This window comes from Chitinophaga sp. CCNWYY40 (assembly GCF_037483205.1).
In the GTDB taxonomy this organism is placed as follows: domain Bacteria; phylum Bacteroidota; class Bacteroidia; order Chitinophagales; family Chitinophagaceae; genus Chitinophaga; species Chitinophaga ginsengisegetis.
Genome location: NZ_JBBHLF010000005.1, coordinates 261,528 through 285,930, shown reverse-complemented (window position 1 = coordinate 285,930; position 24,403 = coordinate 261,528). Strand labels below are relative to the sequence as shown.

26 protein-coding genes are annotated in these 24,403 nt (G+C 45.8%); 15 read left to right on the top strand and 11 right to left on the bottom strand.

What is annotated here, in order from left to right:
* The first annotated feature begins 32 nt into the window (after positions 1 to 32).
* The 4 genes from V7S65_RS20190 to rsgA all read left to right on the top strand — a co-directional run bounded on the left by V7S65_RS20190 (position 33) and on the right by rsgA (position 3,986).
* Positions 33 to 899, top strand: coding sequence for a DUF58 domain-containing protein (locus V7S65_RS20190; protein ID WP_079469859.1), 867 nt, complete (start codon positions 33 to 35; stop codon positions 897 to 899).
* 24 nt (positions 900 to 923) lie between these two features.
* Positions 924 to 1,919, top strand: coding sequence for a hypothetical protein (locus V7S65_RS20185; RefSeq protein WP_111577052.1), 996 nt, complete (start codon positions 924 to 926; stop codon positions 1,917 to 1,919).
* A gap of 29 nt (positions 1,920 to 1,948) precedes the next feature.
* Positions 1,949 to 2,959, top strand: a complete 1,011-nt coding sequence (locus tag V7S65_RS20180) for a vWA domain-containing protein (RefSeq protein ID WP_336387798.1) — start codon at positions 1,949 to 1,951, stop codon at positions 2,957 to 2,959.
* A gap of 91 nt (positions 2,960 to 3,050) precedes the next feature.
* Complete coding sequence (rsgA, locus tag V7S65_RS20175) at positions 3,051 to 3,986, top strand: ribosome small subunit-dependent GTPase A (RefSeq protein WP_079469856.1); 936 nt, start codon at positions 3,051 to 3,053, stop codon at positions 3,984 to 3,986.
* Here rsgA and V7S65_RS20170 read toward each other — a convergent pair whose 3' ends face one another.
* Genes V7S65_RS20170 through V7S65_RS20160 form a run of 3 tightly spaced genes read right to left on the bottom strand, consistent with a single transcriptional unit; the run spans position 3,987 to position 4,875 of the window.
* Positions 3,987 to 4,133 (bottom strand): hypothetical protein, encoded by a 147-nt coding sequence (locus V7S65_RS20170; protein WP_159454295.1) that lies wholly within the window; start codon positions 4,131 to 4,133, stop codon positions 3,987 to 3,989. It lies immediately after the preceding gene.
* 9 nt (positions 4,134 to 4,142) lie between these two features.
* Positions 4,143 to 4,292 (bottom strand): hypothetical protein, encoded by a 150-nt coding sequence (locus V7S65_RS20165; RefSeq protein WP_159454294.1) that lies wholly within the window; start codon positions 4,290 to 4,292, stop codon positions 4,143 to 4,145.
* Between the two features lie 43 nt (positions 4,293 to 4,335).
* The gene (locus V7S65_RS20160; protein WP_336387799.1) at positions 4,336 to 4,875 is read right to left on the bottom strand and encodes a gamma carbonic anhydrase family protein; all 540 of its coding nucleotides are present in this window, start codon (positions 4,873 to 4,875) and stop codon (positions 4,336 to 4,338) included.
* A gap of 92 nt (positions 4,876 to 4,967) precedes the next feature.
* On the opposite strand from V7S65_RS20160, the gene V7S65_RS20155 reads away from it, so the two are divergent.
* A complete protein-coding gene (locus V7S65_RS20155; protein WP_336387800.1) occupies positions 4,968 to 6,149 on the top strand; it encodes an aspartate aminotransferase family protein in 1,182 nt (393 codons plus the stop codon).
* Positions 6,150 to 6,166: 17 nt separating this feature from the next.
* On the opposite strand, the gene V7S65_RS20150 is transcribed toward V7S65_RS20155, so the two are convergent.
* Complete coding sequence (locus V7S65_RS20150) at positions 6,167 to 6,559, bottom strand: hypothetical protein (RefSeq protein ID WP_113965270.1); 393 nt, start codon at positions 6,557 to 6,559, stop codon at positions 6,167 to 6,169.
* 10 nt (positions 6,560 to 6,569) lie between these two features.
* Positions 6,570 to 9,077: a DUF5686 family protein gene (locus V7S65_RS20145; RefSeq protein WP_111577050.1), complete on the bottom strand. Its 2,508-nt coding sequence runs from the start codon at positions 9,075 to 9,077 to the stop codon at positions 6,570 to 6,572.
* Positions 9,078 to 9,213: 136 nt separating this feature from the next.
* Between V7S65_RS20145 and V7S65_RS20140 the strand changes: the two genes are divergently transcribed.
* From V7S65_RS20140 to V7S65_RS20120, 5 genes are read left to right on the top strand one after another with little or no spacing between them, the layout of a single operon-like run.
* The gene (locus tag V7S65_RS20140; protein ID WP_111577049.1) at positions 9,214 to 9,852 is read left to right on the top strand and encodes a hypothetical protein; all 639 of its coding nucleotides are present in this window, start codon (positions 9,214 to 9,216) and stop codon (positions 9,850 to 9,852) included.
* 8 nt (positions 9,853 to 9,860) lie between these two features.
* Complete coding sequence (locus V7S65_RS20135) at positions 9,861 to 10,157, top strand: winged helix-turn-helix domain-containing protein (RefSeq protein ID WP_079469850.1); 297 nt, start codon at positions 9,861 to 9,863, stop codon at positions 10,155 to 10,157.
* Positions 10,158 to 10,211: 54 nt separating this feature from the next.
* The gene (gene creD, locus V7S65_RS20130) at positions 10,212 to 11,531 is read left to right on the top strand and encodes a cell envelope integrity protein CreD (protein ID WP_336387801.1); all 1,320 of its coding nucleotides are present in this window, start codon (positions 10,212 to 10,214) and stop codon (positions 11,529 to 11,531) included.
* A gap of 8 nt (positions 11,532 to 11,539) precedes the next feature.
* Positions 11,540 to 11,902, top strand: a complete 363-nt coding sequence (locus V7S65_RS20125) for a diacylglycerol kinase family protein (protein ID WP_079469848.1) — start codon at positions 11,540 to 11,542, stop codon at positions 11,900 to 11,902.
* 19 nt (positions 11,903 to 11,921) lie between these two features.
* Complete coding sequence (locus tag V7S65_RS20120) at positions 11,922 to 12,593, top strand: DUF1361 domain-containing protein (protein WP_336387802.1); 672 nt, start codon at positions 11,922 to 11,924, stop codon at positions 12,591 to 12,593.
* Positions 12,594 to 12,758: 165 nt separating this feature from the next.
* On the opposite strand, the gene V7S65_RS20115 is transcribed toward V7S65_RS20120, so the two are convergent.
* Positions 12,759 to 16,166 carry a hypothetical protein gene (locus tag V7S65_RS20115; protein ID WP_079469846.1) on the bottom strand — a complete coding sequence of 1,136 codons (3,408 nt, stop codon included), beginning with the start codon at positions 16,164 to 16,166 and terminating at the stop codon, positions 12,759 to 12,761.
* Between the two features lie 61 nt (positions 16,167 to 16,227).
* Here V7S65_RS20115 and V7S65_RS20110 point away from each other — a divergent pair, with 61 nt between their 5' ends.
* On the top strand, positions 16,228 to 16,869 hold the full coding sequence (locus V7S65_RS20110) for an MBL fold metallo-hydrolase (RefSeq protein ID WP_079469845.1): 642 nt from the start codon (positions 16,228 to 16,230) through the stop codon (positions 16,867 to 16,869).
* 1 nt (position 16,870) lies between these two features.
* Here V7S65_RS20110 and V7S65_RS20105 read toward each other — a convergent pair whose 3' ends face one another.
* From V7S65_RS20105 to V7S65_RS20090, 4 genes are all read right to left on the bottom strand, one after another.
* Positions 16,871 to 18,406: an oligosaccharide flippase family protein gene (locus V7S65_RS20105; protein ID WP_336387803.1), complete on the bottom strand. Its 1,536-nt coding sequence runs from the start codon at positions 18,404 to 18,406 to the stop codon at positions 16,871 to 16,873.
* A gap of 78 nt (positions 18,407 to 18,484) precedes the next feature.
* Positions 18,485 to 18,883 carry an alternative ribosome rescue aminoacyl-tRNA hydrolase ArfB gene (gene arfB / locus V7S65_RS20100; RefSeq protein WP_346805668.1) on the bottom strand — a complete coding sequence of 133 codons (399 nt, stop codon included), beginning with the start codon at positions 18,881 to 18,883 and terminating at the stop codon, positions 18,485 to 18,487.
* A gap of 127 nt (positions 18,884 to 19,010) precedes the next feature.
* Entirely contained in the window at positions 19,011 to 19,466 is a 456-nt protein-coding gene (locus V7S65_RS20095; protein WP_336387804.1) for a hypothetical protein, read from the bottom strand.
* 81 nt (positions 19,467 to 19,547) lie between these two features.
* Complete coding sequence (locus V7S65_RS20090; RefSeq protein ID WP_336387805.1) at positions 19,548 to 20,018, bottom strand: hypothetical protein; 471 nt, start codon at positions 20,016 to 20,018, stop codon at positions 19,548 to 19,550.
* 98 nt (positions 20,019 to 20,116) lie between these two features.
* Here V7S65_RS20090 and dtd point away from each other — a divergent pair, with 98 nt between their 5' ends.
* The 4 genes from dtd to V7S65_RS20070 all read left to right on the top strand — a co-directional run bounded on the left by dtd (position 20,117) and on the right by V7S65_RS20070 (position 23,418).
* On the top strand, positions 20,117 to 20,569 hold the full coding sequence (gene dtd / locus V7S65_RS20085; protein WP_079469840.1) for a D-aminoacyl-tRNA deacylase: 453 nt from the start codon (positions 20,117 to 20,119) through the stop codon (positions 20,567 to 20,569).
* A gap of 37 nt (positions 20,570 to 20,606) precedes the next feature.
* Entirely contained in the window at positions 20,607 to 20,936 is a 330-nt protein-coding gene (locus tag V7S65_RS20080; RefSeq protein WP_336387806.1) for a nucleotide pyrophosphohydrolase, read from the top strand.
* Between the two features lie 43 nt (positions 20,937 to 20,979).
* Positions 20,980 to 21,921 carry a YihY/virulence factor BrkB family protein gene (locus V7S65_RS20075; protein ID WP_111577045.1) on the top strand — a complete coding sequence of 314 codons (942 nt, stop codon included), beginning with the start codon at positions 20,980 to 20,982 and terminating at the stop codon, positions 21,919 to 21,921.
* Between the two features lie 69 nt (positions 21,922 to 21,990).
* A complete protein-coding gene (locus V7S65_RS20070; RefSeq protein ID WP_336387807.1) occupies positions 21,991 to 23,418 on the top strand; it encodes a glycine--tRNA ligase in 1,428 nt (475 codons plus the stop codon).
* Positions 23,419 to 23,590: 172 nt separating this feature from the next.
* Here V7S65_RS20070 and V7S65_RS20065 read toward each other — a convergent pair whose 3' ends face one another.
* Positions 23,591 to 24,310, bottom strand: coding sequence for a ferredoxin--NADP reductase (locus V7S65_RS20065; protein WP_079469836.1), 720 nt, complete (start codon positions 24,308 to 24,310; stop codon positions 23,591 to 23,593).
* Positions 24,311 to 24,403 lie beyond the last annotated feature (93 nt).

Genomic DNA, 24,403 nt, shown 5'->3' with positions numbered 1-24,403 from the left:
TATTCGTAATTCGTAACTCAAAATTTTTCCCATTGGATACGGCTGAAATATTAAAAAAGGTAAGGCAGATAGAGATTAAGACGAAAGGGCTTACCAACCACATATTTGCGGGAGAGTACCATAGCGCCTTCAAAGGCCGCGGTATGTCGTTCAGCGAAGTAAGGGATTATCATTTTGGTGATGATGTGAGGTCTATCGACTGGAATGTAACAGCACGGTTCAACCATCCTTTCGTAAAAGTTTTTGAAGAAGAAAGAGAACTTACCGTAATGCTGCTGGTGGATATGAGCGAAAGCTCTTCCTTCGGCACCAAAAAACAGGATAAACGTGACCTGATCACGGAACTGTGCGCTGTACTCGCTTTTTCTGCCATCAAAAATAACGATAAGGTGGGCGTTATCTTTTTCAGCGATGGGATGGAGAAATATATTCCGCCAAAAAAGGGTAAATCGCATATTCTTTTCATCATCCGTGAACTACTATCGTTTACGCCTAAACGAAAAGGAACCAATATTAAAGAAACCCTGCGTTTCTTTAACAACGCTACAAAAAAACGCAGCATCGTTTTTATGCTGAGCGATTTCTTATCCGGAAATTACCAGGATGCCTTGAACATCGCCGCCAAACGGCACGATGTAGTAGGCGTACAGGTATACGATCAGCGGGATAAAGATCTGCCCCCGGTAGGACTGATCCAGGTGGCAGACGCTGAAACCGGCGCTACACAGTGGGTGGATACCAACGACCGCCGCGTGCGCCAGTATTATGAACAGCAATTCCTGCAACATTCACAATATTGCAAAAATGCCTTTATGAAAAGTGGCGCAGAATTAGTGAGCGTACGTACCGACGAGGACTATGTGAAAGCACTGCAAACATTTTTCCTGAACAGGGCATAAGATTTAAAGGAGAGCAAATTAAACATGTATAAACAAGAAGTTATAAGGCGTATATTTTTATGTTGCATACTGGGGTTGTTATTTCCTTTCTCCCTGCTGGCACAGCAGGCCGTGGATGTAACCGCCAAAGCAGATACCAACAGTATCAGGATAGGTGAGCAGATAAAACTGCAGCTTACCGCTACGCTGACAGCGCAACAGTTTAAGGACGCTAACTTTAAAGTGCTCTTCCCGGTATTACCCGATTCACTGGACCATTTTGAAGTGGTAACCCGCTCCAATCTTGATACACTGGTAAACCAGGATCAGCATATCCTTCATCAGACTTTTACCCTCACCAGTTTCGACTCCGGCCATTGGGAAATTCCTCCCATGCGTTTTGAAGTTTTCAGCGGCGCCAACGCTACTCCCGATTCAGCCGTTACACTGCCCATCGGCGTAGATGTAAATACCGTGGCGGTTGATACTACGAAAGCATTCAAACCTATTAAGGAAATAAAAGGCGTAGCCTGGAGTATCTGGGACTACTGGCTGTATATTGTAATAGGCGCCGCAGCTGTGCTGATCATCGGCGGCCTGATATGGTATCTCCGTACCCGTAAAAAACCGGAACCGGTTATAAAAACACCAACCGTTTCCCCGTACGAAATTGCCATCCAGGAGCTGAAAGCGCTGAAGGAAGAGAAGGTATGGCAACAGGGAGATATTAAACAATACTATACCCGGTTAACAGATATCCTGCGTACCTACTTTGAGCATCAGTTCAGCATTGCTGCACTGGAGCAAACCAGCGAGGAATTACTGCAGAATATTAAACCGGTGACTAAGCTGAACCAGCAAAGAGACAAACTGCGTTCCCTGTTGGCGATTGCGGATCTGGCAAAGTTTGCCAAATTGCAGCCAACAGCAGATGAACACCAGGAATGTATGCAGAAGGCCGAAGAAATCCTGGAGTGGACCAAACCGAAAACTGGTGCGGCAGAAGAAACCGGTACTGATGCCACTCTGGAGAAAGCATAAAGTCAGCATGGATCTTAATTAAAAAATTGATGAATTTTTCAACCTGGAAAAATATTGAATTTGCCTACCCGGTTTTCCTGTGGCTTTTGCTGCTGGTACCGGTGTTGATATACTGGTACTTTGCGCGGCGCAAGGGCCGGCAAAGTGTAATGATGGTATCTTCCATTGAAGGTTTGAAAGGACTGCCGGTATCCTGGAAGGTACGTTTCAGACCTTTGTTACTGGTGCTGCGTATCCTGGCGGTGATTGCACTGATTGTAGCACTGGCAAGGCCACAAACTTCCAATACCTCTGAAAGCATCGACAGCGAAGGGATCGACATTGTAATGGCCATTGATATTTCCGGCAGTATGCTGGCGGAAGACCTGCAGCCCAACCGTATGGAGGCAGCAAAGAGAGTGGCCTCCGACTTTGTGGATAAACGCATCAGCGACCGTATCGGGCTGGTGGTATTTTCCGGCGAAAGCTTTACGCAATGCCCGATCACCACCGATCATGCCGTGCTGAAAAACCAGATCATGCAGGTGAAAAGCGGCATGTTGCAGGATGGTACCGCTATCGGTATGGGGCTCGCTACTTCAGTAGACAGGTTGCGTAACAGTCATGCTAAAAGTAAAGTGATCATCCTCCTTACAGATGGGGTGAATAATACCGGCCTGGTAGATCCGCTCACCGCGCTGGAAATAGCCAAGGCATTCAAGATCCGTGTATACACCATTGGCGTGGGTACCATCGGTAAAGCGCCGTTTCCTATGCCGATGTCTGATGGCAGCGTGCAGATGGTGATGCAGGATGTGCAGATCGACGAACCACTGATGAAAAAGATCTCAAAAGAAACCGGTGGTAAATATTTCCGGGCTACCAATACAGACGATCTGAAGAACATCTACGGTGAAATTGACCAGCTGGAAAAAACAAAGGTGGAAATTACTTCCTATAAACGTTTTGCAGAACATTTCTTCCTGCTGGCGATGATTGCGTTAGGCTGCATCCTGCTGGAAGTAGTGCTGCGGTATACGGCTTTCAAGAGCCTGCCATAAATAAACGGAGGGGAAAGCCTTCCCCTCCGCATACATCCTCCGTAAAACAAAATTCGCGTACCTTTGGTGATCTTATAAATATCCAAACGTATTGCAAGCAACAGTATATAAATCAACGGGAAGCTGGTATGTGGTTAAAACGGCCACTGGTGAAACATTTCAGGCGAGGATGAAAGGTATTTTCAAAAAGAATGAAGATATTACTTCTACCAACCCTATCGCTGTAGGCGATGTAGTGGAAATTGTGGAAGATGACAGCGATGCCAACGCCAAAAATGCCATGATAACCGAAATAGGCTCCCGGAAGAATTATATAGTGCGCAGTTCTCCCCACGGTAAAAACAAAAAACACATTGTAGCGGCTAATATGGATCAGGCGATGCTGGTGTGCACCGTAAAGGAACCCCGGACCTCGCAGGGCTTTATCGACCGTTTCCTGGTTACTGCGGCAGCCTATCACATCCCGGTGATACTGGTTTTCAACAAACAGGATATTTATAAAGAGAAGGAAAACGAAAAGTTTGAAGAACTGGAAGAACTGTACAGCAGTATCGGCTACCAGGTATTACTGATTTCTGCGGCGAACGGCAACGGTGTAGATACCGTGCGGGCGCTGCTGAAAGATAAAACCACTTTAATGGCCGGCCATTCCGGTGTGGGTAAATCTTCCCTGATCAATGTGCTGATGCCTGGCCTCGACCTGCGTACCAAAGCGGTGAGCGGCTGGAGTGGTAAGGGATTACACACTACCACTTCTGCTGAAATGTACGACCTGCCTTTTGGCGGTTGTTTGATAGATACCCCCGGCGTCAGGGAATTTGGAATCGTGGATATTCCAAAGCCGGAACTCTCCCACTATTTCCTTGAAATGCAGCCTTATATAGCCCAATGCCAGTTTAATAACTGTTTGCATATCAATGAGCCCGGCTGTGCGGTGAAAGTAGCCGTAGAGGAAGGGCATATTGATGTAGACAGGTATGTGAGCTATGCTACCATCCTGGAAACCATTGAGGAAGAACAGTACTGATCAGCCTTTTCCGGGTTTACCCAATTCGTCCAGCACTTTTTCTGCTCCCCAGTTCCGTTTGGGTTGCGGACAGCCTTTTTTCTGTGTTCTGCAGGCAGTAAAGCCTATAATGATGGCCATCAGGGCCAGTGGGATAACTTTGCGCATAGGATAGGTTTAAAACAGGCGCATTTGTTTGCCTGCCTTACGGTTTTGTTGCTTTATTTCTTTCGTGTAGTAGTTGGAGGCAGGGCATCCTGTTTTCTGCGATGAACAGCTGGCAAACAGGATGCTTCCCAATATCAGCAGGCATACGGGTATTTTCATAGGAGGATATTTGCCTGCAATATAACATTTTTTTGTAAGATGATTATTGAGGCGCTTTTACTTCTTCTGCGTTCTGGTACCAGGACGCGTACATGCTGTAGTTTTTGGAAATGCGGTTGATTTCCCCGCTGATGAGGGCCATATCAATATCTTTCACTTTACGGGCAGGCACACCGGCGTAAATGGTGCCTGGTTCCACATGCGTATCGCTCAGTACAACAGCGCCGGCAGCAATGATGCTGTTGCTGCTTACACGGGCATTATCCATCACAATGGCGCCCATTCCTACCAGCACATTATCCTCGATAGTACAGCCATGCAGAATGGCATTATGGCCAATAGACACATTATTGCCCACAATCGTTTTGGTTTTCTGATAAGTACAGTGAATCACCGCACCATCCTGTACGTTCACATTTTCGCCGAGGCGGATGCTGTTTACATCGCCGCGAACAACAGCGTTGAACCATATCGTGCAACCTTTACCCATTACTACATCCCCTACTATGGTAGCATTGGGGGCAACGTAACAGTCTTCAGGAATTTGAGGAGTAACTCCGTTCAGTGGAATAATGTGCGCCATAATTAAATGCTTTAGTGCTTATGTTACAAATATAACAATTACTAATTAGCAGTTGTTTTCTAACTTCGCAAAGAACAGAGCAGTTTAGTGATATGAATAACAGGCAACTTTTTTTGCAGCACGTAGCGCAAACCTCCGACGCTCCTCTGGCATTGGAGATCGTGAAAGCGGAAGGCATGTATATGTGGGATGTAAACGGAAAAAGGTATCTCGACCTTATTGCCGGTATCAGTGTGTGTAACGTAGGACATTGCCATCCTGCTGTTGTAAAGGCTATACAGGAACAGGCGCAGCAATATATGCACCTGCTGGTATATGGCGAGTTTGTACAATCGCCGCAGGTGGCCTTTGCCAGCCTGCTTACCCAACATCTTCCGGAACAGTTAAACTGCGTATACTTTACCAATTCAGGAGCTGAAGCCGTGGAAGGCGCCATGAAGCTGGCCAAACGGTATACCGGCCGCCCGGAAATAGCTGCTTTTAACCGTAGTTATCATGGTTCCACACAAGGAGCGCTGAGTATCCTCGGGGATGAATACTGGCGCAACGCCTACCGGCCTTTGTTGCCGGGTATTCAACACCTGGAGTATAATAATTTTGAGTCACTGGAACTGATTACTGAAAGAACTGCTGCCGTGATTGCGGAAAGTGTACAGGCAGAAGGCGGCGTAATCGTGCCACAACGGGAATGGCTACACGCATTAAGAGACAAATGTTCCGCTACCGGCGCCTTGTTGATACTGGATGAAATTCAGTGTGGTTTTGGGAGAAATGGTACGCTGTGGGCTTTCGAACAATTTGGGATTGTGCCCGATGTATTACTGCTTGGTAAAGCCCTCGGCGGAGGCATGCCTTTGGGCGCGTTCATCGCTTCCCGTGAAATTATGTGGACGCTGACCAACAATCCTGTATTAGGCCATATCACCACTTTTGGCGGCCACCCGGTAAATTGCGCCGCAGGCCGTGCAGGCTTCCAGGCGCTGCTGGACCAGGACTTGTTGAAAGATGTGAATGCAAAGGGGCAGTTATTCCTGGATCATCTGAAACATCCGGCTATTAAATCGGTGCGTTCATTAGGATTAATGATAGCAGTAGAGTTTGAAAGCTTCCCGGTAAATAAAAAAGTAATTGATTACTGCATCGATAAAGGAGTACTCACGGATTGGTTCCTCTTCGCTGCGGAATGTATGCGCATTGTGCCTCCGCTGATTATTACCCCCGAAGAAATTAAATGGGCGTGCAGCGTCATCTGCGAAGCAGCCGATAATATATAGTACCTGTTCGCTTTTATTCAGGAATTCAGCCGGCTTAAAGAAAGGGTAACACGTTTGGCAAACAGCTCTATGGCATCGTTTCCGAGGAAAGATAAATAGTAATAGTATTTGCCTTGTGCGGTTATTTCGTGAAGGTTGTTGTTAAACTTAAACTGCCCCCGGTAGAAGCTTGTCAGCGAAGTGCTACCGTTGCTTTTTTCGGGGAGAATGGTGAAACAGGTAATAGTGGTTTGATGAAATTCGAGAATGATTTTATAGTCATCATTAATAAATCTTAACTGTAATTTTTTCTCTGCTCCATCTAATTGCATTTTGATGCATTGATAGTCATTTTCCAGATCGTAAGAGCTGCCGTCTATTTCTCCCCGCAGTATACATTCAAACAGCGGGGTATGTGTTACATCTTTCATGAGCAGCAGGTTAAAACTGTAATTTGAAACTACCGAATACGCCAAAACGTTTGTTGGCAGGTTCTCCCCGTGTTACATCCGGTGTTACTCTCCAGATAAAATCTACCCGCAGGAATTTAAAAATATTTTCTATACCGGTACCCAATTCGAGATACGGATCCCCCTGTAATGTTTTGAATGCAAAACCGTTGTTGAGGTTCAGTTGTTTGTTGGATTCAGACAAGGAACCTATTACGCCTTTGGCAGTCCAGAACTGGCGCCATTTCAGTTTTTTAATTAATGGGATATAACCGAAGATACCATTGCCAATGGTATGTTCTACGTTAAAGCCCGCGTATTGATCGCTGATGAACTCAAAACGGTTCATCATGTTAAAAGCATACTTATTATAGTAGTAAATTTCGTTACCGGGATGTACTTCAAGCGAAGTATAAGGCACAGTACCAAAAATTTTACCGCCAAAAACGTTATAGTAGAAAGAGCCGAAAGGCGGCAGCTTTACATAATCTGATACGCTGAGTGTGAGGCGCTGATATTGCTGTCCGCTGTTGGCTATGCCGGGTATGCCGGCAGCAAATTTCAGTTCTGCGATGGGGTATTTGCTACCCAAACTGATCCGGTAATAGTTTCCTTCCAGGAATTGTTCATGGAAGGCGTAGCGGAATTTCAGTTCTACTTCCATGCTGGTGAGCGGATCGCGGCCATTGGGCGCTTTCGGATAAAACGCAGCGGTAGGCAGCGGCTCGTAAGGTCTTACCTGTTTGTGCGTCAGTGATATCTGGTGGGAGAAACCGCTGTAATATTCTTTGAAGAATTCAAAGCGTTTTTCATTCACCATTAAAAATTTCTGCGGCACGCCATTTTTCCGGATGGCAAGGGTAAAGATGTTATCGGTACCTACTTCATCGTAGTAGTGTGTGCCATTGTCCAGGTCTTTGGTGAAAGACGCATACAGATAGGAACGCGGATGTCTTTTCAGCAGCCACAGAGCAGACATCTTCCCTTTATAAACATGATCTGAGAAGCCATAGGCCAGGTAGCCATACAGGTACAGATCTTTATGGAACTGTGGAGTGGTACCGAGGTCCAGTCTTAAACGGAAGCCTTCCAGCCTGTTTTGGGAAAACAGGTAATAGTAAGGTCCCCATTCAATAGGGCCAAAAGGTTTATAGCCGGTAGCGAGGAACCGGATGGTGTTTGAATAGCTCCGGAAGAGCGGCATTTTCTGGAGGGTATCCACCATTTTATAGATGCCTTCTTCGTTTTTGCTGAGATTTTCCGGGCGGTTGTCCATCCAGAAAGAATCTTTCCGGGCCCTTGCACTATCCAGCACCACCACATTTTCAGGAAATTTTTTATTACTGAAGATGTTGGTCGCGGCGGTATCATTCGTTACTACGTCATCATAAGTCGTGGTTTTACGACCTATGAAATCAAACGTTTTCCCCGGCTTGGGGCTTGGCGCCCAGAAGTCGGCAATAAATTTATCTTTATACAGGAACCAGGAGCTGTCGGGCAGTTGCCGGAATTCCTGTACCATACTGATTTTGCGGACGAAGTTAATGTTGGCGTCGCGGGGCACCGACAGCGTAGTTTTTTGTACGGCATAGGTGGTATCATGTACCCAGATATCACCTATAAAAGTATTTTCTCCTTTGCGTTTAGGCGTGAAGTTTAGTTTAATAAACCGCTGGCTGTTCACGTATTGCGTATCTGCAATGGAGTAATCGTAATAGAAGGCGCCGTTGTGATGAATGGGACTTACAAACTGTTTATCGAATACCGGGATGAAGTTGTCGTAAACATTTACGTTCTGATACATCCCACCCAGGAATTTGGTTACGCTTTCATTATCTATACCGGAGGTCCGGGCAGCTTTGATTATTTCTTTCGTTTTGCGTGGGTTCGACTGGAAGTAGTAATCCGACAATGTTTCCGTGAGGAATATAGGCAGAAAAGGTTTGTCTTCAGAAGTACTGTCTATGTTATCAAGAATAAACGCGAAGGGTTTGGTGAAGCGGTTTCTCCCAAGTTTCTCTTTGTTGAGATTCTTCATATCCAGCTCCAGTTTATTATACACCTCGTATTTGTAGTTATCAAGGCGATTATAATTGTTCTCCGGTTTATGCTTAACAATCTGTTTAAGGAGAATGAGTGCCCAGTTTACGTTGGCTTTCACCTCGTATGTTTTCAGGGAAACATCTGAGCGGGTTACCTCAAAGTTGATGACCTGTTCTTTCTGTTCTTTGTTAACCGGCAGTTTAAGGATGTTATATCCCATTACCCTTACCAGTAATGAATCTGATGGGATAACATTTAGTTCGAACAGGTATTTCCCTTCCGCGTTGCTAACCATACCTGTTTGGGTATGCACAAACTGAAGAGTGGCGAACGGAATGATTTCCTGTGAGTGCGCGTCTCTGACCACTCCACTAACCTTGTACTGCTGCGCCATCAAACCCGAACCCCAACCGCTTACGCCGATGATTATTGCTAATATTCTTTTCCAGCCAACCATATCTGACAACAATATTATATTATTTATTGCGATTCTGGACAATCACTATCCTTTAGGTAACGCAGTTATAACAAAAAATTATATTTTGTGATTCGGATTTTTCTATTAGCTTTGTATTGCAAAGTACTTTTTTTGTATGACAGACCAACAACATCTGGAGGCATTAACAGACATTAAGCGGATGATGGAACGCAGCAGCCGTTTCATTTCGCTGAGTGGATTAAGCGGTATCTCCGCCGGTATCTGCGGCCTGATCGGGGCATTTATCGCCAATATGTGGCTGAATGAATATTATTTCAGGTGGAACACCACGGGGGTACATAATCATGCAGATTTCATCGTGCTGAAGTACCGGTTAATTGTTTTGGGATTCTCTGTATTAGCGGCGGCACTGATAGCGGGCACTTTTTTCACCTGGCGCAAAGCGAGAAAAAATAATTTACCCATCTGGGATTTAACCTCGCGGAAGGTGCTGATCAATACAGCGATTCCTTTGGCAGCAGGTGGTGCTTTTATAGCGGGTTTATTATTTAATCACCTGGAAGGACTGATAGCTCCTACCTGCCTGGTATTTTACGGGTTGGCCATTATCAATGCCAGCAAATATACTTTGCCGGATGTAAGGTACCTGGGAATCTGTGAAGTTGTTCTCGGTATACTTAATCTTTTCTATTTGAACTACGGTCTTTATTTTTGGGCTATAGGTTTCGGTTTACTGCACATCATTTATGGAACATTGATGTGGTGGAAATATGAACGGAAAGGGACAGTTTAATCAATCGCATGAACCCGATAGGTAACTTAAATAAGATTTTCGAGAGCCGTATACGCCTGGGCGTTATGAGTGTATTGATGGTGAACGAGGAAGTAAATTTCAACGATCTCAAACAGATGCTGGAAGTAACCGATGGTAACCTGGCATCGCATCTCAATACACTGGAAGAAAACGGCTATCTCAAAGTGCATAAGGGCTTTATTGGCCGGAAAACCAATACGACCTATGCTATCACCGCGGCTGGCGAAAAAGCTTTCAAAGGCCATATCGCGGCACTTGAGCATATGATCAAATTCACTAAATAAATTTTTTTTGCCTTTTTACTTTGAAATACAAAGTGCTTTCTAAAAATAAAAAATATGGAACCTTCAACAAACGGATCTCCTTCTTTCTTTGACCGCTACGCCTACGCTATTAAAGCGATTATCATTTTTGTATTAATGCTGATACTACTCGTGCCGGCGGCCCTGATTCAAAACATCATCTGGGAACGCCGCGACCGGCAAAATGAAGCCACCCAGGAAATCGGCAGCCGCTGGGGAGGCGAACAGAATATTACAGGACCGGTGCTGGCCATTCCGTATAAACCAGGAACCAGCGAAGCAACCTACGTGTATTTCCTGCCGGATAGCTTACGGATCAACGGGGAGTTATTACCGGAGAAATTACACCGCGGTATTTTCAATGTAGCCGTATACAACGCCAGGTTGCAGCTGAGTGGCACATTTAACCGCGATGAGCTGTTGTCGCTTAATATCCCTCCTTCCGCCTTAGATTGGGAACATGCGTCAGTACTCATTGGCATCAGCGATTTACGCGGCATCGGGAACCAGGTACAGATGATGTGGAATGGTAAATCCTATGCGTTTAACCCCGGTTTGGTCAGCAAGGACCTGTTTGATAACGGGATCCAAACACCGGTATCAGTTACCCCCGGCGACGCCCTGGGCGGTAACTTCTCCCTGGAGCTGGGTATAAAGGGCTCCGGCCGGATCAGCTTCTCTCCCGTTGGTAAAACAACCACGGTAGGTATTAACTCCAGCTGGACCGATCCCGGATTTGACGAAGCCTTTCCCCCGAAAACCCGCAGGGTGGATGAAAAAGGTTTTGCTGCTACCTGGCAGGTCCAGCACCTCAACCGCAACTATCCCCAAAGCTGGGAAGGCAAAAAGTTTAACATCCACTCCGCTGATTTCGGGATTAAGCTGTTTATGCCTGCCGAAAGCTACCAGATGTCTATGCGGGCGGTAAAGTATGCCGTCATGATCATTGGGTTAACTTTTTTTGTTTTTTATTTTATTGAGCTATCACAACGCCGCGCCCTTCATCCATTGCAATATGCCCTTATCGGGTTAGCCCTTTGTATTTTTTATACCCTGCTCATCTCTATCTCAGAACAAATTAACTTTATGATGGCTTATGTTATTGCCAGTGTGCTCACAATAGGTCTGATTATTGCATATACGGCTGCTGCCTTTAAAAGCAGGCGCATTGCAGCCGGCATAGGGGCTACACTTACTATCCTTTATGGATTCATTTATGTGATTATCAGTGCAGAAGATCAGGCGCTGCTCATGGGAAGCTTAGGACTCTTTATCATCCTCGCCCTGATCATGTATTTCAGCACCACTATCAAATGGGATAAATTAGGACAGAAAAACACCAATATCCAGCAATAAAAACAAACATGGGAAACTCTTATATCAGCAAACGGTTGGCCAGCTTCGGATACGCATTTAGTGGTATTGCCGCTTTCCTGCGCAGTGAGCCACATGCGCGTATTCATGCCCTCGCTACAATTGTGGTGGTGGCAGCCGGTTGCTGGTATAAAATAGCAACGCCGGAATGGATTTGGATCATTCTCGCCATTACATTGGTGTGGATTACAGAAATGCTTAATACAGTTATAGAAAAAATAATGGATCATCTTTCGCCGCAGCTGCATCCCAAAGTGAAATTCATCAAGGATGTAGCGGCCGGCGCTGTACTGGTAGCGGCCATAGCAGCCGTTATTATCGGGGCTGTCATATTTATTCCTTACATATTTTAATTTGTCTAAAAGTAACCATATGCAATTGATGAGAACCATCCGTTTATTACAACATCGTATAGGCCGGTCGCGGCACCAATACACCCTGTATACATCTGTACTGTTCAGTATGGCGTTGCTCTTTTTTCGTGTAATGCATACCGGTAGCTATCTGCGGGTATCGCTGATCTGGAACCTTTTCCTGGCCTTTATTCCTTTCGCTATCACCGGCTGGATGGAAAAGCACCCGGCGCAAATTAAGAACCGGTATAACTGGTACGGCTGCTTCATTGTATGGTTGCTGTTTATTCCCAACGCACCCTATATCCTCACGGATCTGTTCCATTTGTTCGACGGCGGCGTGCCATTGTGGTTTGATCTGTTTGTGATTTTCTCTTTCGCCTGGAATGGTATGATGTTCGGCTATATGTCTATCCGTAGCATGGAAAAATTGTGGGGCAACCGCCATAGCCGCTGGCCGGCATGGTTATTCACTTTCCCGGTAATGTTTCTCTGCGGAATGGGTGTATATATCGGCAGGTATTTACGCTATAACAGCTGGGATATTGTGAAAGACCCGCTTACCCTGCTGGGAGACATGAGGGATATTTTCCTGCATCCCGTGGAAAACCGGCATGCCTGGGCCTTTACCATATGTATGGGAATATTTCTGAGCCTGATGTACCCGCTGGTGAAAAAGCAACATGCGTAGTGCGGAGAGATCGCCTTCGGCGATTGCAATGGAACACTGATTTTTTGATTTGATCATATTTGATTTTAAAGAAGAAGGGAGAAAGAAGTGAATACTCACTTCTTTCTCCCTTCTTCTTTTATAAAAAATCCAAAAATCCTATAATCTAGGCCCGAAGGCCTCCGCTTAGAAGTCAACGCCCATACCAAAGTACCAGATCGGGCTGCCTCTGAAAAACGCTACTGCAGGCCAGCCAGCATCCGCACGGAGGAAGTAACCGGCAATGGTAGTACGTGCACCAAAACCATAACCACCTACAAAGGGTCCGAGGAAACCTTCTTTGATACGGGTAGTTACACCCTGACCATCGTCATAAGTGGTGTAATTGGCATCTTTAAAGCTCAGCTTTTTATTCCAGGCGGTACCGATATCAATGAAGGAGGTAACCTGGAAATTGCGCAGGAATGCAGAGTTGATAGGCTTGTCGATGAAAGTGGCAAATACCGGTAAACGGAGTTCTGTATTCAACAACATCACATTATTACCATTTCTTGCATTCTGCTTGTAACCACGCAGGTTTTCAGCTAACGTCTGGAAAGCATAATTTTCTGTTAGGTTTACCGGGTTCTTTGTATTGATCTGCGGATTCAGCCAGTTGTCCACACCTCCCAGGTAATACAGCAGTTTGCGCGTGCCCCACGACATATCCATTGCAAAGCGTGTAGCCCAGATAAAGTTGCGGTAAATTTTTGTATAATGGCGGATATCCACTCCCATGTTATAGGTAAACCTGCCCTGTGCTGCAGCAGAAAGACCCGGATTGAATAACTCGTTCAATCCGCCGTTGGTCAGCTGTGCATTGGTTTCTCCATAAATTTTATAACGGGTACCATTCCAGATATTAATAGCCGGGTTGATCGTATTGTCGTATACGTATTCCAGGCGCATTAACGCGTAGGTTTCCTTGTAATCAGGAGCTATCAGCGCTTCTTTGTTCTCCGACTGTATCACCAGTTTATCAGTACGTATGCCTGCTGATAAACGGATACTCCTTACCTGGTCGAAAGGATATCTTATTTCGCCCTGGTAAATGTTGGTGATCATTTTGGTAGAAATAAAAGCGGAATCATTACCAGCTTGGTCACGGATAACAAATCCACTGCCTTTATCCACTTTGCGATAGTAAGTGAATTTATAATCAAAGCGTTTCTTCAGGTAATTGGCCGTAAAGAAATATTCCGATCCCTGCAGGGAAGAAGGAATGCGGAAACCGCCGTTGAATTTCAGATCTTCGAACAAATCGCTTACCCCGATGCGGATTAACCCGTTCACCGGGTCGGTGAGGCGGATAGGGCCGCTTGGCGGACCGGTAAATGGCTGGTATTTATTTACCAGGATGGAGTTATCCAGTTGCAGGATCAGGTAATCGGAGGCGAATTTGAATTTATACGGGAACAGTTTCGACTTTTTCAGGGTCGACTCCTCGTCTCTTCTTTTTTCAAACAGCGACGGTTCATTTGCGGTAACGGCGTTGTTGCTGGTATCGGCCGGCTCGTTACCAAACTCGTTCTGGAAGAAATTGGGATGTGTACTCGTATCTTTTGACGGCGCCAGGTAGGTAGGCAAGCCTAAACGTAAACTGTCCGCATGCATCTGTGCTTTCCTGAAATTGGTGTTTTTTGCCGTTATATTCCTTTTCTTCAACACCACGGTATCTACCTTCAGCTTCATCAGGCGTTTGATATCTGCATATTGCACTACTTCCGATACTTCTCCCTTTTCCCCGGTAATCCTCGATTCCTGGATGCCGTAAGGATAGTTGGAAATAGGGAAAGTATAGGTAGAATCTTTGGTGATGGTGATGGCTTCTACTGAATCCGGGGCGGTAGAGCCATAGGCTGCCATTGCTGAATCCAGTTCTTCCTGGTCGGGATTATGAAGAATTTCAGAGCCTACATAGAAGAGGGAATCCACGCCATCAGCCTGCGACTTGAAGAAACCGGCATAACGGTTACGGATACCATTGGCATCGGACACAAAGGTAAAGTGAGTGGTATTGTACTGCATGGGCAGTTTGGCGTTGCCGTACTGCAGGTCGGTCAGCTGGGTGATCTGCTTTTCAGAGCTCCGGTTCCAGTTGTCCACCATGAAGATATTGAACGGGTGGTTCAGCAGGGAGGTATCGCTTCCTCTTCCTTTGGGGCCGGGCCTGTTGGAAGAGTAGAGAATACCGCTTTTGCCGGGGAATGCGGCAAAAGACGGGTCCAGGTCATCATACACGTCATTTGTGATCTGGTCTGTTTTAGAATTGCTGATGTTATAGGTAAAGATGTCGGTATGCCCGTTTTTCACGGCAGACAGTAACAGGGTATTTTCCTGTACCGGCATGTATTTAAAGTCGATGATCCGGTCAAACTGGTTCAGTTCCTGGCGTATAGTCGTGCGGGTGATGAGGTCATAGATCATCAGTTTTGTTTTGCCTTCATGCTCGTATACAACGGCCAGGCGGTTGCCTTTGGTGTTCCATGCCATCTGTGGATAGTTTGGATCTACCTGGTTGGCCAGCTGCATTACACCGCTATGCAGCAATACCTTGGGCTTATTCCAGCCGAGCTGGATCTGTACGCGGTATACTCCTTTTTTGAACTCAACTACCGCGTAGGAATTATTTTTAGGATTCGGGTTAAAGCGGTAGTAATCGGCTTTGGGCGTAATTTCCTGGGCTACGATAGTACGGCCTTTGGCAGAAGTCTTTCTTCTGCGGTTATCTTCCTGGAATCTTTTCTGATAAAATACAAAGAAGTCTTTGGTGGCTTTCTTGGGTGTTTGGTTAAGTACCTGTTCAAAGCCTTTTTTCAGTCCGCGGTTAATACGGGTGATGTACATGAGGTAAGGCACGGCATCTTTGCCGTACTTGCTTTCCACATAGTACCAGAACGCCTGACCTGCCAGGAGGGTATGATCATAAGCGAGGGCGTTGAAGTTGCTGTACTTGCCGGACATGATGATGAGTTTTAGTTCTTCATCCTGTTTGGCGGTCCAGTTTTCGGCGGCATAGCCAATAAAGCCATCGGTGAACCATTTTGGGAAGTCGATCAGGGCGGCATTACCGGCAAATTCGCCGATATCTTCCCCAAACAGCAGTGTTTCCAGCATGATACGGGCTATCCCCTGCCGGATCTGGCGGCGGAGGTTTTCGTGGTTACCGTCGAAATAAACGATCATTTTGTTGCCCACCAGTTTGGTCACCCCTCCTGTATTCTGCCAATCCACGCCAATACCGATATTGGACTGCTTCATTTCCCCGAAAGAGTTGTAAACCACAATATTAATACGCTGTCTGGGGTTGGATTCCATGAACTGTTCCAGCTGGGGTAATTCCTTTTCGGCTACCTGGGCGGCATACTTACCAAGTTCCAGCCCGTTCTGGGCGAAATAGGTGTTGAAATGCCGGCTTTGATAGTATCTCCACTTGAAGTTCTTGAACTGCACACGATTTTGTCCGAATTCTACTGTATTGGTCTGGGCCTGGGATACTATCGTTCCAAGTAATAGGGTACCGTGGAATAATAACCGGGTAATAAATCTGTTCATACAGAAAGTATTGATAATATTGTGATCTGTTTTAAAATTAGCCTAAAAAAATCGGGTTACAATGATTGAAATACAACAATTCACTTTTGGTCCACTACAAGAAAACACTTTCCTGCTTATTAACGGAAAAAAGGAATGTATAATTATAGACCCAGGGTGTTATTTTCAGGACGAAAGAAAAGAATTATTACAATATATACAAACACACGGGTTAAATGTTATAAGATTATTGAATACGCACTGCCACTTTGATCATATATTCGGTAATAAGCTCGTATCAGATACGTATAAAGTGCGCCCGGAGTTTCATGAACTGGAACAGCCGGTACTGGACAATTCCCAGCGGGCAGCAGGGATGTACAACATTCCGTTTGATCCCTCCCCCGAGGCAGGCCGCTACCTGGCAGAAGGGGAAAAGATCCTTTTTGGCACCGATGAACTAACGGTGTTGTTTACCCCTGGCCATTCTCCGGGGAGTGTAGCCTTCTATTGCCCCGGTCAGCATTTTGTGATCGGCGGTGATGTGCTGTTTTACCAGAGTATTGGCCGTACCGATCTTCCGGGAGGCAATCATGCCACCTTGCTGAAAAGTATCCGTGAACAAATGTTTGTATTGCCGGACGAGGTAAGGGTGTTCCCGGGTCACGGACCAGCCACCACTATCGGTTTTGAAAAGAAACACAATCCTTTCCTGGTGGATTAGCTTATACTTTAACGAACTTCCCGATTACCGGTAAACGGGCAAACTCCTTCTTCTCCATACGGAAAATGAACCAGGCATAGGCAGCAAAGAAAGCCGTTGCCACTGCGAGAGGAAGGGGTTTGAGGGCGTAAATATCTTTCGGCGACAGCACCGTCGAGTTAAGCCAGTTGAATACATAGTAAATGCCTGTAGCCAGCCCCATGTAGGTAATTAATTTAGGGAGATGGTAAGGGATGGGGTAATACTTCTGCCCCCATACATAGCAGATAACCATCTGTACAAAATAGCACACCATAGTGGCCAGAGCAGCGCCATAGTAGCCCATCACCGGTATCCACCAGTAGTTGAGCAGGAAGGCCAGCACGGCAGTGATGATCGTAATCACCGCGCCGGTTTTGGTACGATCGGTGAGCTTAAACCAGATAGTGAGATTGTAATAAATGCCCAGGAACATGTTGGCCAGCAGCAATACGGGCACAATACGCATCCCCTGGTAGTAGAAAGGCACGCGCAGGAAGGCTTTCCAGATATTCAGGTAAAGACTCACAAACAGGAACATGAAGCAAAGCATGATCACAAACAGCTTCATGATCCGGGCATACATTTTCCTCGGATCGCCGCTTTCCGCCTGTTTAAAGAAAAAGGGTTCCGCCCCTAACCGGAATGCCTGTATGAACATGGTAATCAGGATGGCCAGTTTATAATTGGCACTGTATAGGGCAATTACTTCTTTTTTGGCCTCCATGTTATCGCCCGGGAGGAACTGGGGTAAAAACCAGGCCCTGTCGAACGTTTCATTGACCATACCCGCCATTCCCACTACGATCAGCGGAAGGGCGTAGTGCATCATTTGTTTCCATAAACCGGCATCAAACTTCCACTCTATTTTGCGGATCTGGGGGAGAAACAGTACCAGCGTAATGGCGCTGCCCAGCATATTGCTCAGGTAAATATAACCGGTCTGATCGCTGCCGCTTTGGAGGTCCGGCAGCCAGTGATGGCCGGCGGCATAGAGTTTCGGACAAATGACCAGGAAGAAAATATTGAAAAAGATGGTAGTAACTATTCCGGCTATACGAATCGCGGCATATCTCATGGGCCGTCCTTCCAGCCGCAGCTGTGCGAAAGGAATGGCTGTGAGCGCATCAAAAGCCATCAGCAGCACTACATAGGTATAGTAGGTGGGATGCCCGTTCAGGCCCGCCAGCTCCCCGGCGTAGGAATTAATGACCGGCGATCGCAGCAATAGCAGTAAAATGGTAATGCTGATAGTGGAAAGCAGTAGGGAAATGGTGGAAGTACCCAGTACATGCGCTTTGTTCTCCTTTTTGGCGAAACGGAAAAAGGCCGTTTCCATGCCATAAGTCAGCACAATATTGGCAAACGGTATATAGGCGTATACGTTGGACATCTCCCCGAATGATGCACGGGTTAAGATGGTCAGATAAAAGGGAGTAAGGAAATAATTGAGCAGTTTGCTCACTATGTTACTCAATCCGTAAAATACCGTTTGTCCTGCCAGGTTCTTAATACTCAATTCCCAAATATTTTGACGCAAATTACGAATTACGGATTACGAATCGCGGATTTGTGAGGATTGGCCGGTGGCTTGTGTTTATTCAAATCCCCCTCTCCGTTGCTGCTTTTTATCGGAATGCCTTTTTTTCGACTGGATGCGTTTTTCCCTGGCGGCTTTGGACGGCCGTGTAGGTACGCGCTTTTTGCGCGGTATCAGCGCCTTGCTGATCAGGTCATTCATTTTGGTGATCACTTCCTGTTTGTTGCCCAGCTGGGTACGTTCAGTCTGGGACTTTACCTGGAGCAGGCCGTCTGCGTTGATGCGGTTCTGTAACTTCTCCACCAGCACCGTTTTTTGTTCCGGGGTTAACAGGGCGGAAGCCATGATATCGAAATAGCCTTCCACCATCGTTTCCACCTTATTCACGTTTTGTCCTCCGCTGCCACCGCTGCGGGCTGTGCGGAACGTGATTTCGGGGGTCACATTGATATTCATCTTGATTTAATTTATAATATAAAAAATGTCTCAGGAAGCGCAATTTATTACAAATTACGGCGAATACGCGCTGTTTTTACCGGCGGCAGCGGTTTCCGCCGGTAATGCCAGCAGCTTATCACGACATTTATAAATTATAAGGGATCAGGTAAGTATTGGCAGAATCCCGTGGCACAGGAACGGGGTTGCCGTTCAACTGCAAACTGTATATTTCAGTACCGCAACAGCCAACTGATCTTGTCAGGAAATTCAATTTATCCAGGGTAGTCTTAGCTGGCCGGCCAACCCGCAGGGTTTGAGGACCTATCACATAAAAATATAACACAGCGGTATTACGGGGTGTGTCTATCACCTGTTTCACCTGTATGACAGTATCCTGCATAAGAATTTTGATACTATCCAATGGTATGTGGGCATAGGGGCCATAAACAAGATCACGGCCGGTTCCGGGTTCTACCAGTTTGAATTTACAAACAGGCGCCATATAATCACACACAACACCTTCACAGGGATTTTTCTCTGAAGAAGTGGAACAGGCTGCGAATAAAAGTATGCTGATAAACAGGTAACAGATACGGGTCATAGAACGATGATTTTGGTGATCGTTAAACGTAAGTAGCGAGTGATATGTTACAGATACATGAATCGTTGGAAGAACATAAGACTAAAAATCCAGTGGTATCCTGTATACATAGGTACTGGCCCCCAGCTTTATTACTGTTTTATCATTCAGTATCACCTGTGAAAGCAAAGGGCTGCAGCAGGTTTTGGTGAATTGATAAGTAACCTTAATAATCGTGTCTTTTCCAGGTTTACCTATATACAGGTATACCGGTTCTTGCAGGGGAAGTTCTATTATCTGCCTTTCCGGCGTCCAGCCCGGCCTTTGTTCAATGGGGATAAACGTGGCATCCCCCGGACCTTTATATTTAACACTGTCTGGTGATATAGTGGCATCCGGGCCATACACCAGGTCTTGTTTATTAGCAGGGTCCATCAGCCTGATCATTGCAAAGGCGAGATGCAGGGTGTCGCCTTCACAGGATATTCCTTCACAGGGATCCGCCAGTTTATCATCGTTACAGGCTGTTATCAATACCGCTAATAACAGTAAAAAGGTAAGGGGCCTGAACATATATTGAGTGATTTTGGTAAAAATTAAAACGATGCACCTGTCCTAAAGTTACAGATACAAACGATTTGCCTTAATTTTCCGGCGTTAAATGAAAATCCATGAGAGCAGTTATACAACGCGTCAGTTCCGCGTCCGTTACAGTAGACGGCGCCGTAACCGGTGAAATCCAGACGGGCCTGCTGGTGCTGCTGGGTATTGAAGATATTGATACGGAAGAAGATATTCAGTGGCTGAGTGCCAAAATAGTGAATCTCCGGATCTTTAACGACGATGAAGGAGTAATGAATGTATCCGTGAAAGATGTTCACGGCGATATTTTGCTCGTAAGCCAGTTTACCCTGCATGCCTCTACCAAAAAGGGAAACCGCCCTTCGTATATCCGTGCCAGTAAGCCGGATGTTGCCATCCCGTTGTACGAAAAAATGATCGTGCAACTGGAACAGGATATGGGCACCACCATTCAACGGGGAATTTTCGGTGCTGATATGAAAGTAGCGCTGTTAAATGATGGTCCTGTTACGATCATCATAGATTCGCACAACCGGGAATAAGGTCAATCCATTATCTTTAATAAATAAAAACTAATCCATGACCATTCAGGAAGTCCAGCAAAAAATTGATAACTGGATCAATACCACCGGTGTACGTTATTTCAGTGAGCTCACCAACATGGCTATCCTCACGGAAGAAGTGGGAGAAGTAGCCCGTATCATGGCCCGTAAGTACGGCGATCAGTCGTCGAAGGAAAGCGATAATAAAAAGCTGCTGGCAGATGAACTGGCTGATGTGATGTGGGTACTGCTTTGTATTGCCAATCAAACCGGTATTGATATGACGGTAGCCCTGGAAAAGAATTTTGAGAAGAAGAATATCCGCGACGCGCAACGGCATCATAACAACCCTAAATTAAAATCATAATACAGCCTGCATACTTTTTGTTTACTGTTACTAAAATGCTGCTATGAAAAAACCGAGCAAGCTTAAAATCATCTGGCAGGTACTGAAGCAGTCCGGTATTGATTTTCTAGATGATAAAGTAATGAAGCTCAGTGCCGCACTGGCCTATTATACCATCTTTTCCGTGGCTCCCATGCTGATCATTATTATCTATTTATGCGACCTGTTCCTGGGGAGAGACGCCATCGAAGGAAATATTTACGGCCAGATCCGTGGGCTGGTAGGTAATGATGCGGCAATACAGATACAGGCCATGATTAAAAATGCTTCCCTTTCCGGCGATATGAGCTGGGCCACTATGGTAGGGTTCATTACGCTGATCATTGGTGCCACCGGGGTGTTCGCGGAAATCCAGGACTCTATTAACTTCATCTGGCGGCTGAAATCAAAGCCTAAAAAAAATGGCCTGTTGCGGATGATACTGAACAGGTTGTTGTCTTTTTCACTGGTAGTAAGCCTCGGGTTCATTTTGCTGGTGTCGCTGGCCATCAACGGTTTGGTGGAATTATTCTCCGCCCTTGTGGTGAGTTTTCTTCCAGGGAAGATTACATCAGGCATCCTCTTCTCGCTGGCCGATTTTGTAGTGCCGTTTATAGTGATCGCTACCTTGTTTGCTATCATCTTTAAAGTGCTGCCCGATGCCCGGATCAAATGGAAAGATGTACGCGTGGGCGCCATTGCCACCGCTATCCTTTTTATGATCGGTAAGTTTGCGATCGGTTATTATCTCGGCGCCAGCAGGGTCAGCTCTACTTATGGCGCCGCCGGATCCATTGTTATTATCCTGTTATGGGTATACTATTCCGCAGCTATCCTGTATTTCGGGGCTGTATTTACCCGCAATTATGTACAATATTTCGGCGCACAGATTTATCCCAATGATTATGCGGTTTGGATCAAACAAATTGAAATTCCTCACGAGCCGGAGGTAGTTCAGGAAGGGTAATCATCAGCTTATAAATTATTTAATAATCGCATACGTATTTTCAAAATAGCCCTTTATCTTTGCGCCACTATGTCTACAGATCAGAATAAATTCCAGGCGATCATATCGCATTGTAAAGAATATGGTTTTGTTTTTCCGTCCAGCGAAATTTACGATGGACTCAGCGCCGTATACGATTACGGTCAGTATGGTTCAGAACTGAAGAAAAACATTAAGGATTACTGGTGGAAAAGCATGACCCAGTTGCACGAGGATATCGTAGGGATCGATGCCGCCATCTTTATGCATCCTACTACCTGGAAGGCATCCGGACACGTGGATAATTTCAGCGACCCGATGATCGATAACAAGGATAGTAATAAACGCTACCGGGTAGATCACCTGATTGAAGGTTATGCAGAAACACTACCACAGGAAGCCGGCAATGCCCTTCTGGCACAGATGGATGAACTGCTGAAGGAAAATGACTTCGCAGGTCTTAAAACACTGATAGAAAGCAACAAAATAAAGTGCACGGTAAGCGGTACTTCCAACTGGACCGATGTGCGTCAGTTTAACCTGATGTTCTCCACCCAGCTGGGTAGCGTAACAGACGAAGCCAGCGAAATATACCTGCGTCCGGAAACGGCCCAGGGTATCTTTGTAAACTTTCTGAACGTACAGAAAACCGGCAGAATGAAAGTGCCGTTTGGTATTGCGCAGATTGGTAAGGCCTTCAGAAATGAAATCGTAGCCCGCCAGTTTATTTTCCGTATGCGTGAATTTGAGCAGATGGAAATGCAGTTCTTTGTACGCCCCGGCACCCAGCAGGAATGGTATGAGAAATGGAAAGAAGAACGTATGCAGTGGCACCTGAGCCTCGGCATCGATCCTGCAAAATATCATTTCAAAGACCATATCAAATTAGCGCACTATGCAGATGCCGCCGTGGACATTGAATACGAATTCCCATTCGGCTTCAAAGAAGTGGAAGGTATCCACTCCCGCACTGATTTTGACCTGAAACAACACCAGGAATACAGCAAGAAGAAAATTCAATATTTCGATACAGAAATCAATCAGAACTATGTTCCTTATGTGATAGAAACTTCTATCGGTTTGGATCGTATGTTCCTGCTCACTATCTGTAATGCTTATGCAGAAGAGGATCTGAGCACTGCGGAGAAACAAGATAGCCGCGTAGTACTTCGACTGCCTGCTAAACTGGCGCCTGTGAAACTGGCCATTTTCCCACTGACAAAAAAAGATGGTTTACCGGAAGTAGCAAGAGAACTGATGAATGATTGCAAACAGGCATTCCATTGCTTCTACGAAGAAAAAGATGCTATCGGTAGACGTTACCGCCGCCAGGATGCCATTGGTACACCTTTCTGCGTAACCATCGATCATCAGACGAAAGAAGATGGTACGGTTACCATCCGTCACCGCGATAGCATGGAGCAGGAACGCATTCCGCTGTCTGAAGTGAAAGCACTGGTATTAAGTAAAATCCTCTAGTAATATATAAGGGCTACAACCGTTGTATTTAGTATAAGCACTCCTTTATGCCTATACGAATACTTATAACTGTTGCAGCCCTTTTTATTTATAGTTCCCTGCCGGCGCAAATTGCGCTGCCATCAGTAACGGTGAAAAATACTGTGGGATTTCGTTTTTAGAAAAGAAAGGATTAACCGTACAACTCCTGGTGGATATCATGCCGGTCGTACCCCATTGCCTGGATCCGTTGCTTTGCTTCGTCGATCATGGCTTTCCAGCCGCAAAGAAAGAAATTGGCAGGGCGCTTATCCTGCAGCAGTTCTTCATAAATACTGTGCACATAGCCTTTCCGGCCGCTCCAGTTTTCTTCGCGTGATAAAGTAGGAATGTAATTGAAATTGGGCAGCGTAGTGGCTAATTGTTCCATTTCAGCGGCATAGAGCAGGTCGTGCTGATAACGGACGCCGAAAATAAGGTGAATAGGCGCATGCGGCACTCCATGCAACTGAATGTAATGTGCCATAGACCGGAACGGCGCAATACCAGTGCCTGTACAGATAAGGAATAGCTCTTTGTCCAACGGTTCCGGCAGTACGAAAACGCCCTGTGGTCCTCTCATCAGCAGTTCGCTCCCTACTTTTATTTCATTGAACAGGTAAGTACTCCCTAATCCTCCTTCCAGCAAAACAATCACCAGCTCAATTACATTGGTACCGTCCGGATGGGAGGCAATGGAATAACTACGCCAGCGTTTGTTTTTTTTCTCGTGGATGGGAAGGTCCAGGGTTACAAACTGTCCCGGTTTGAAATCAAACCGTTCCATGTCCGGTACCTGTATCCAAAAACGGCGCGTATTGTGGGTTTCATCCACCAACTTAGTTACGATTCCGGTATGCCATAGGTCCAGCATGGAAGTTGAGTTTGGTCTTATTGAATATAGTGAAAATTTGGCATTCTGCTATTGGGATATTTTCTTATTTATTTTTTTTGTTATGGAGAAGCA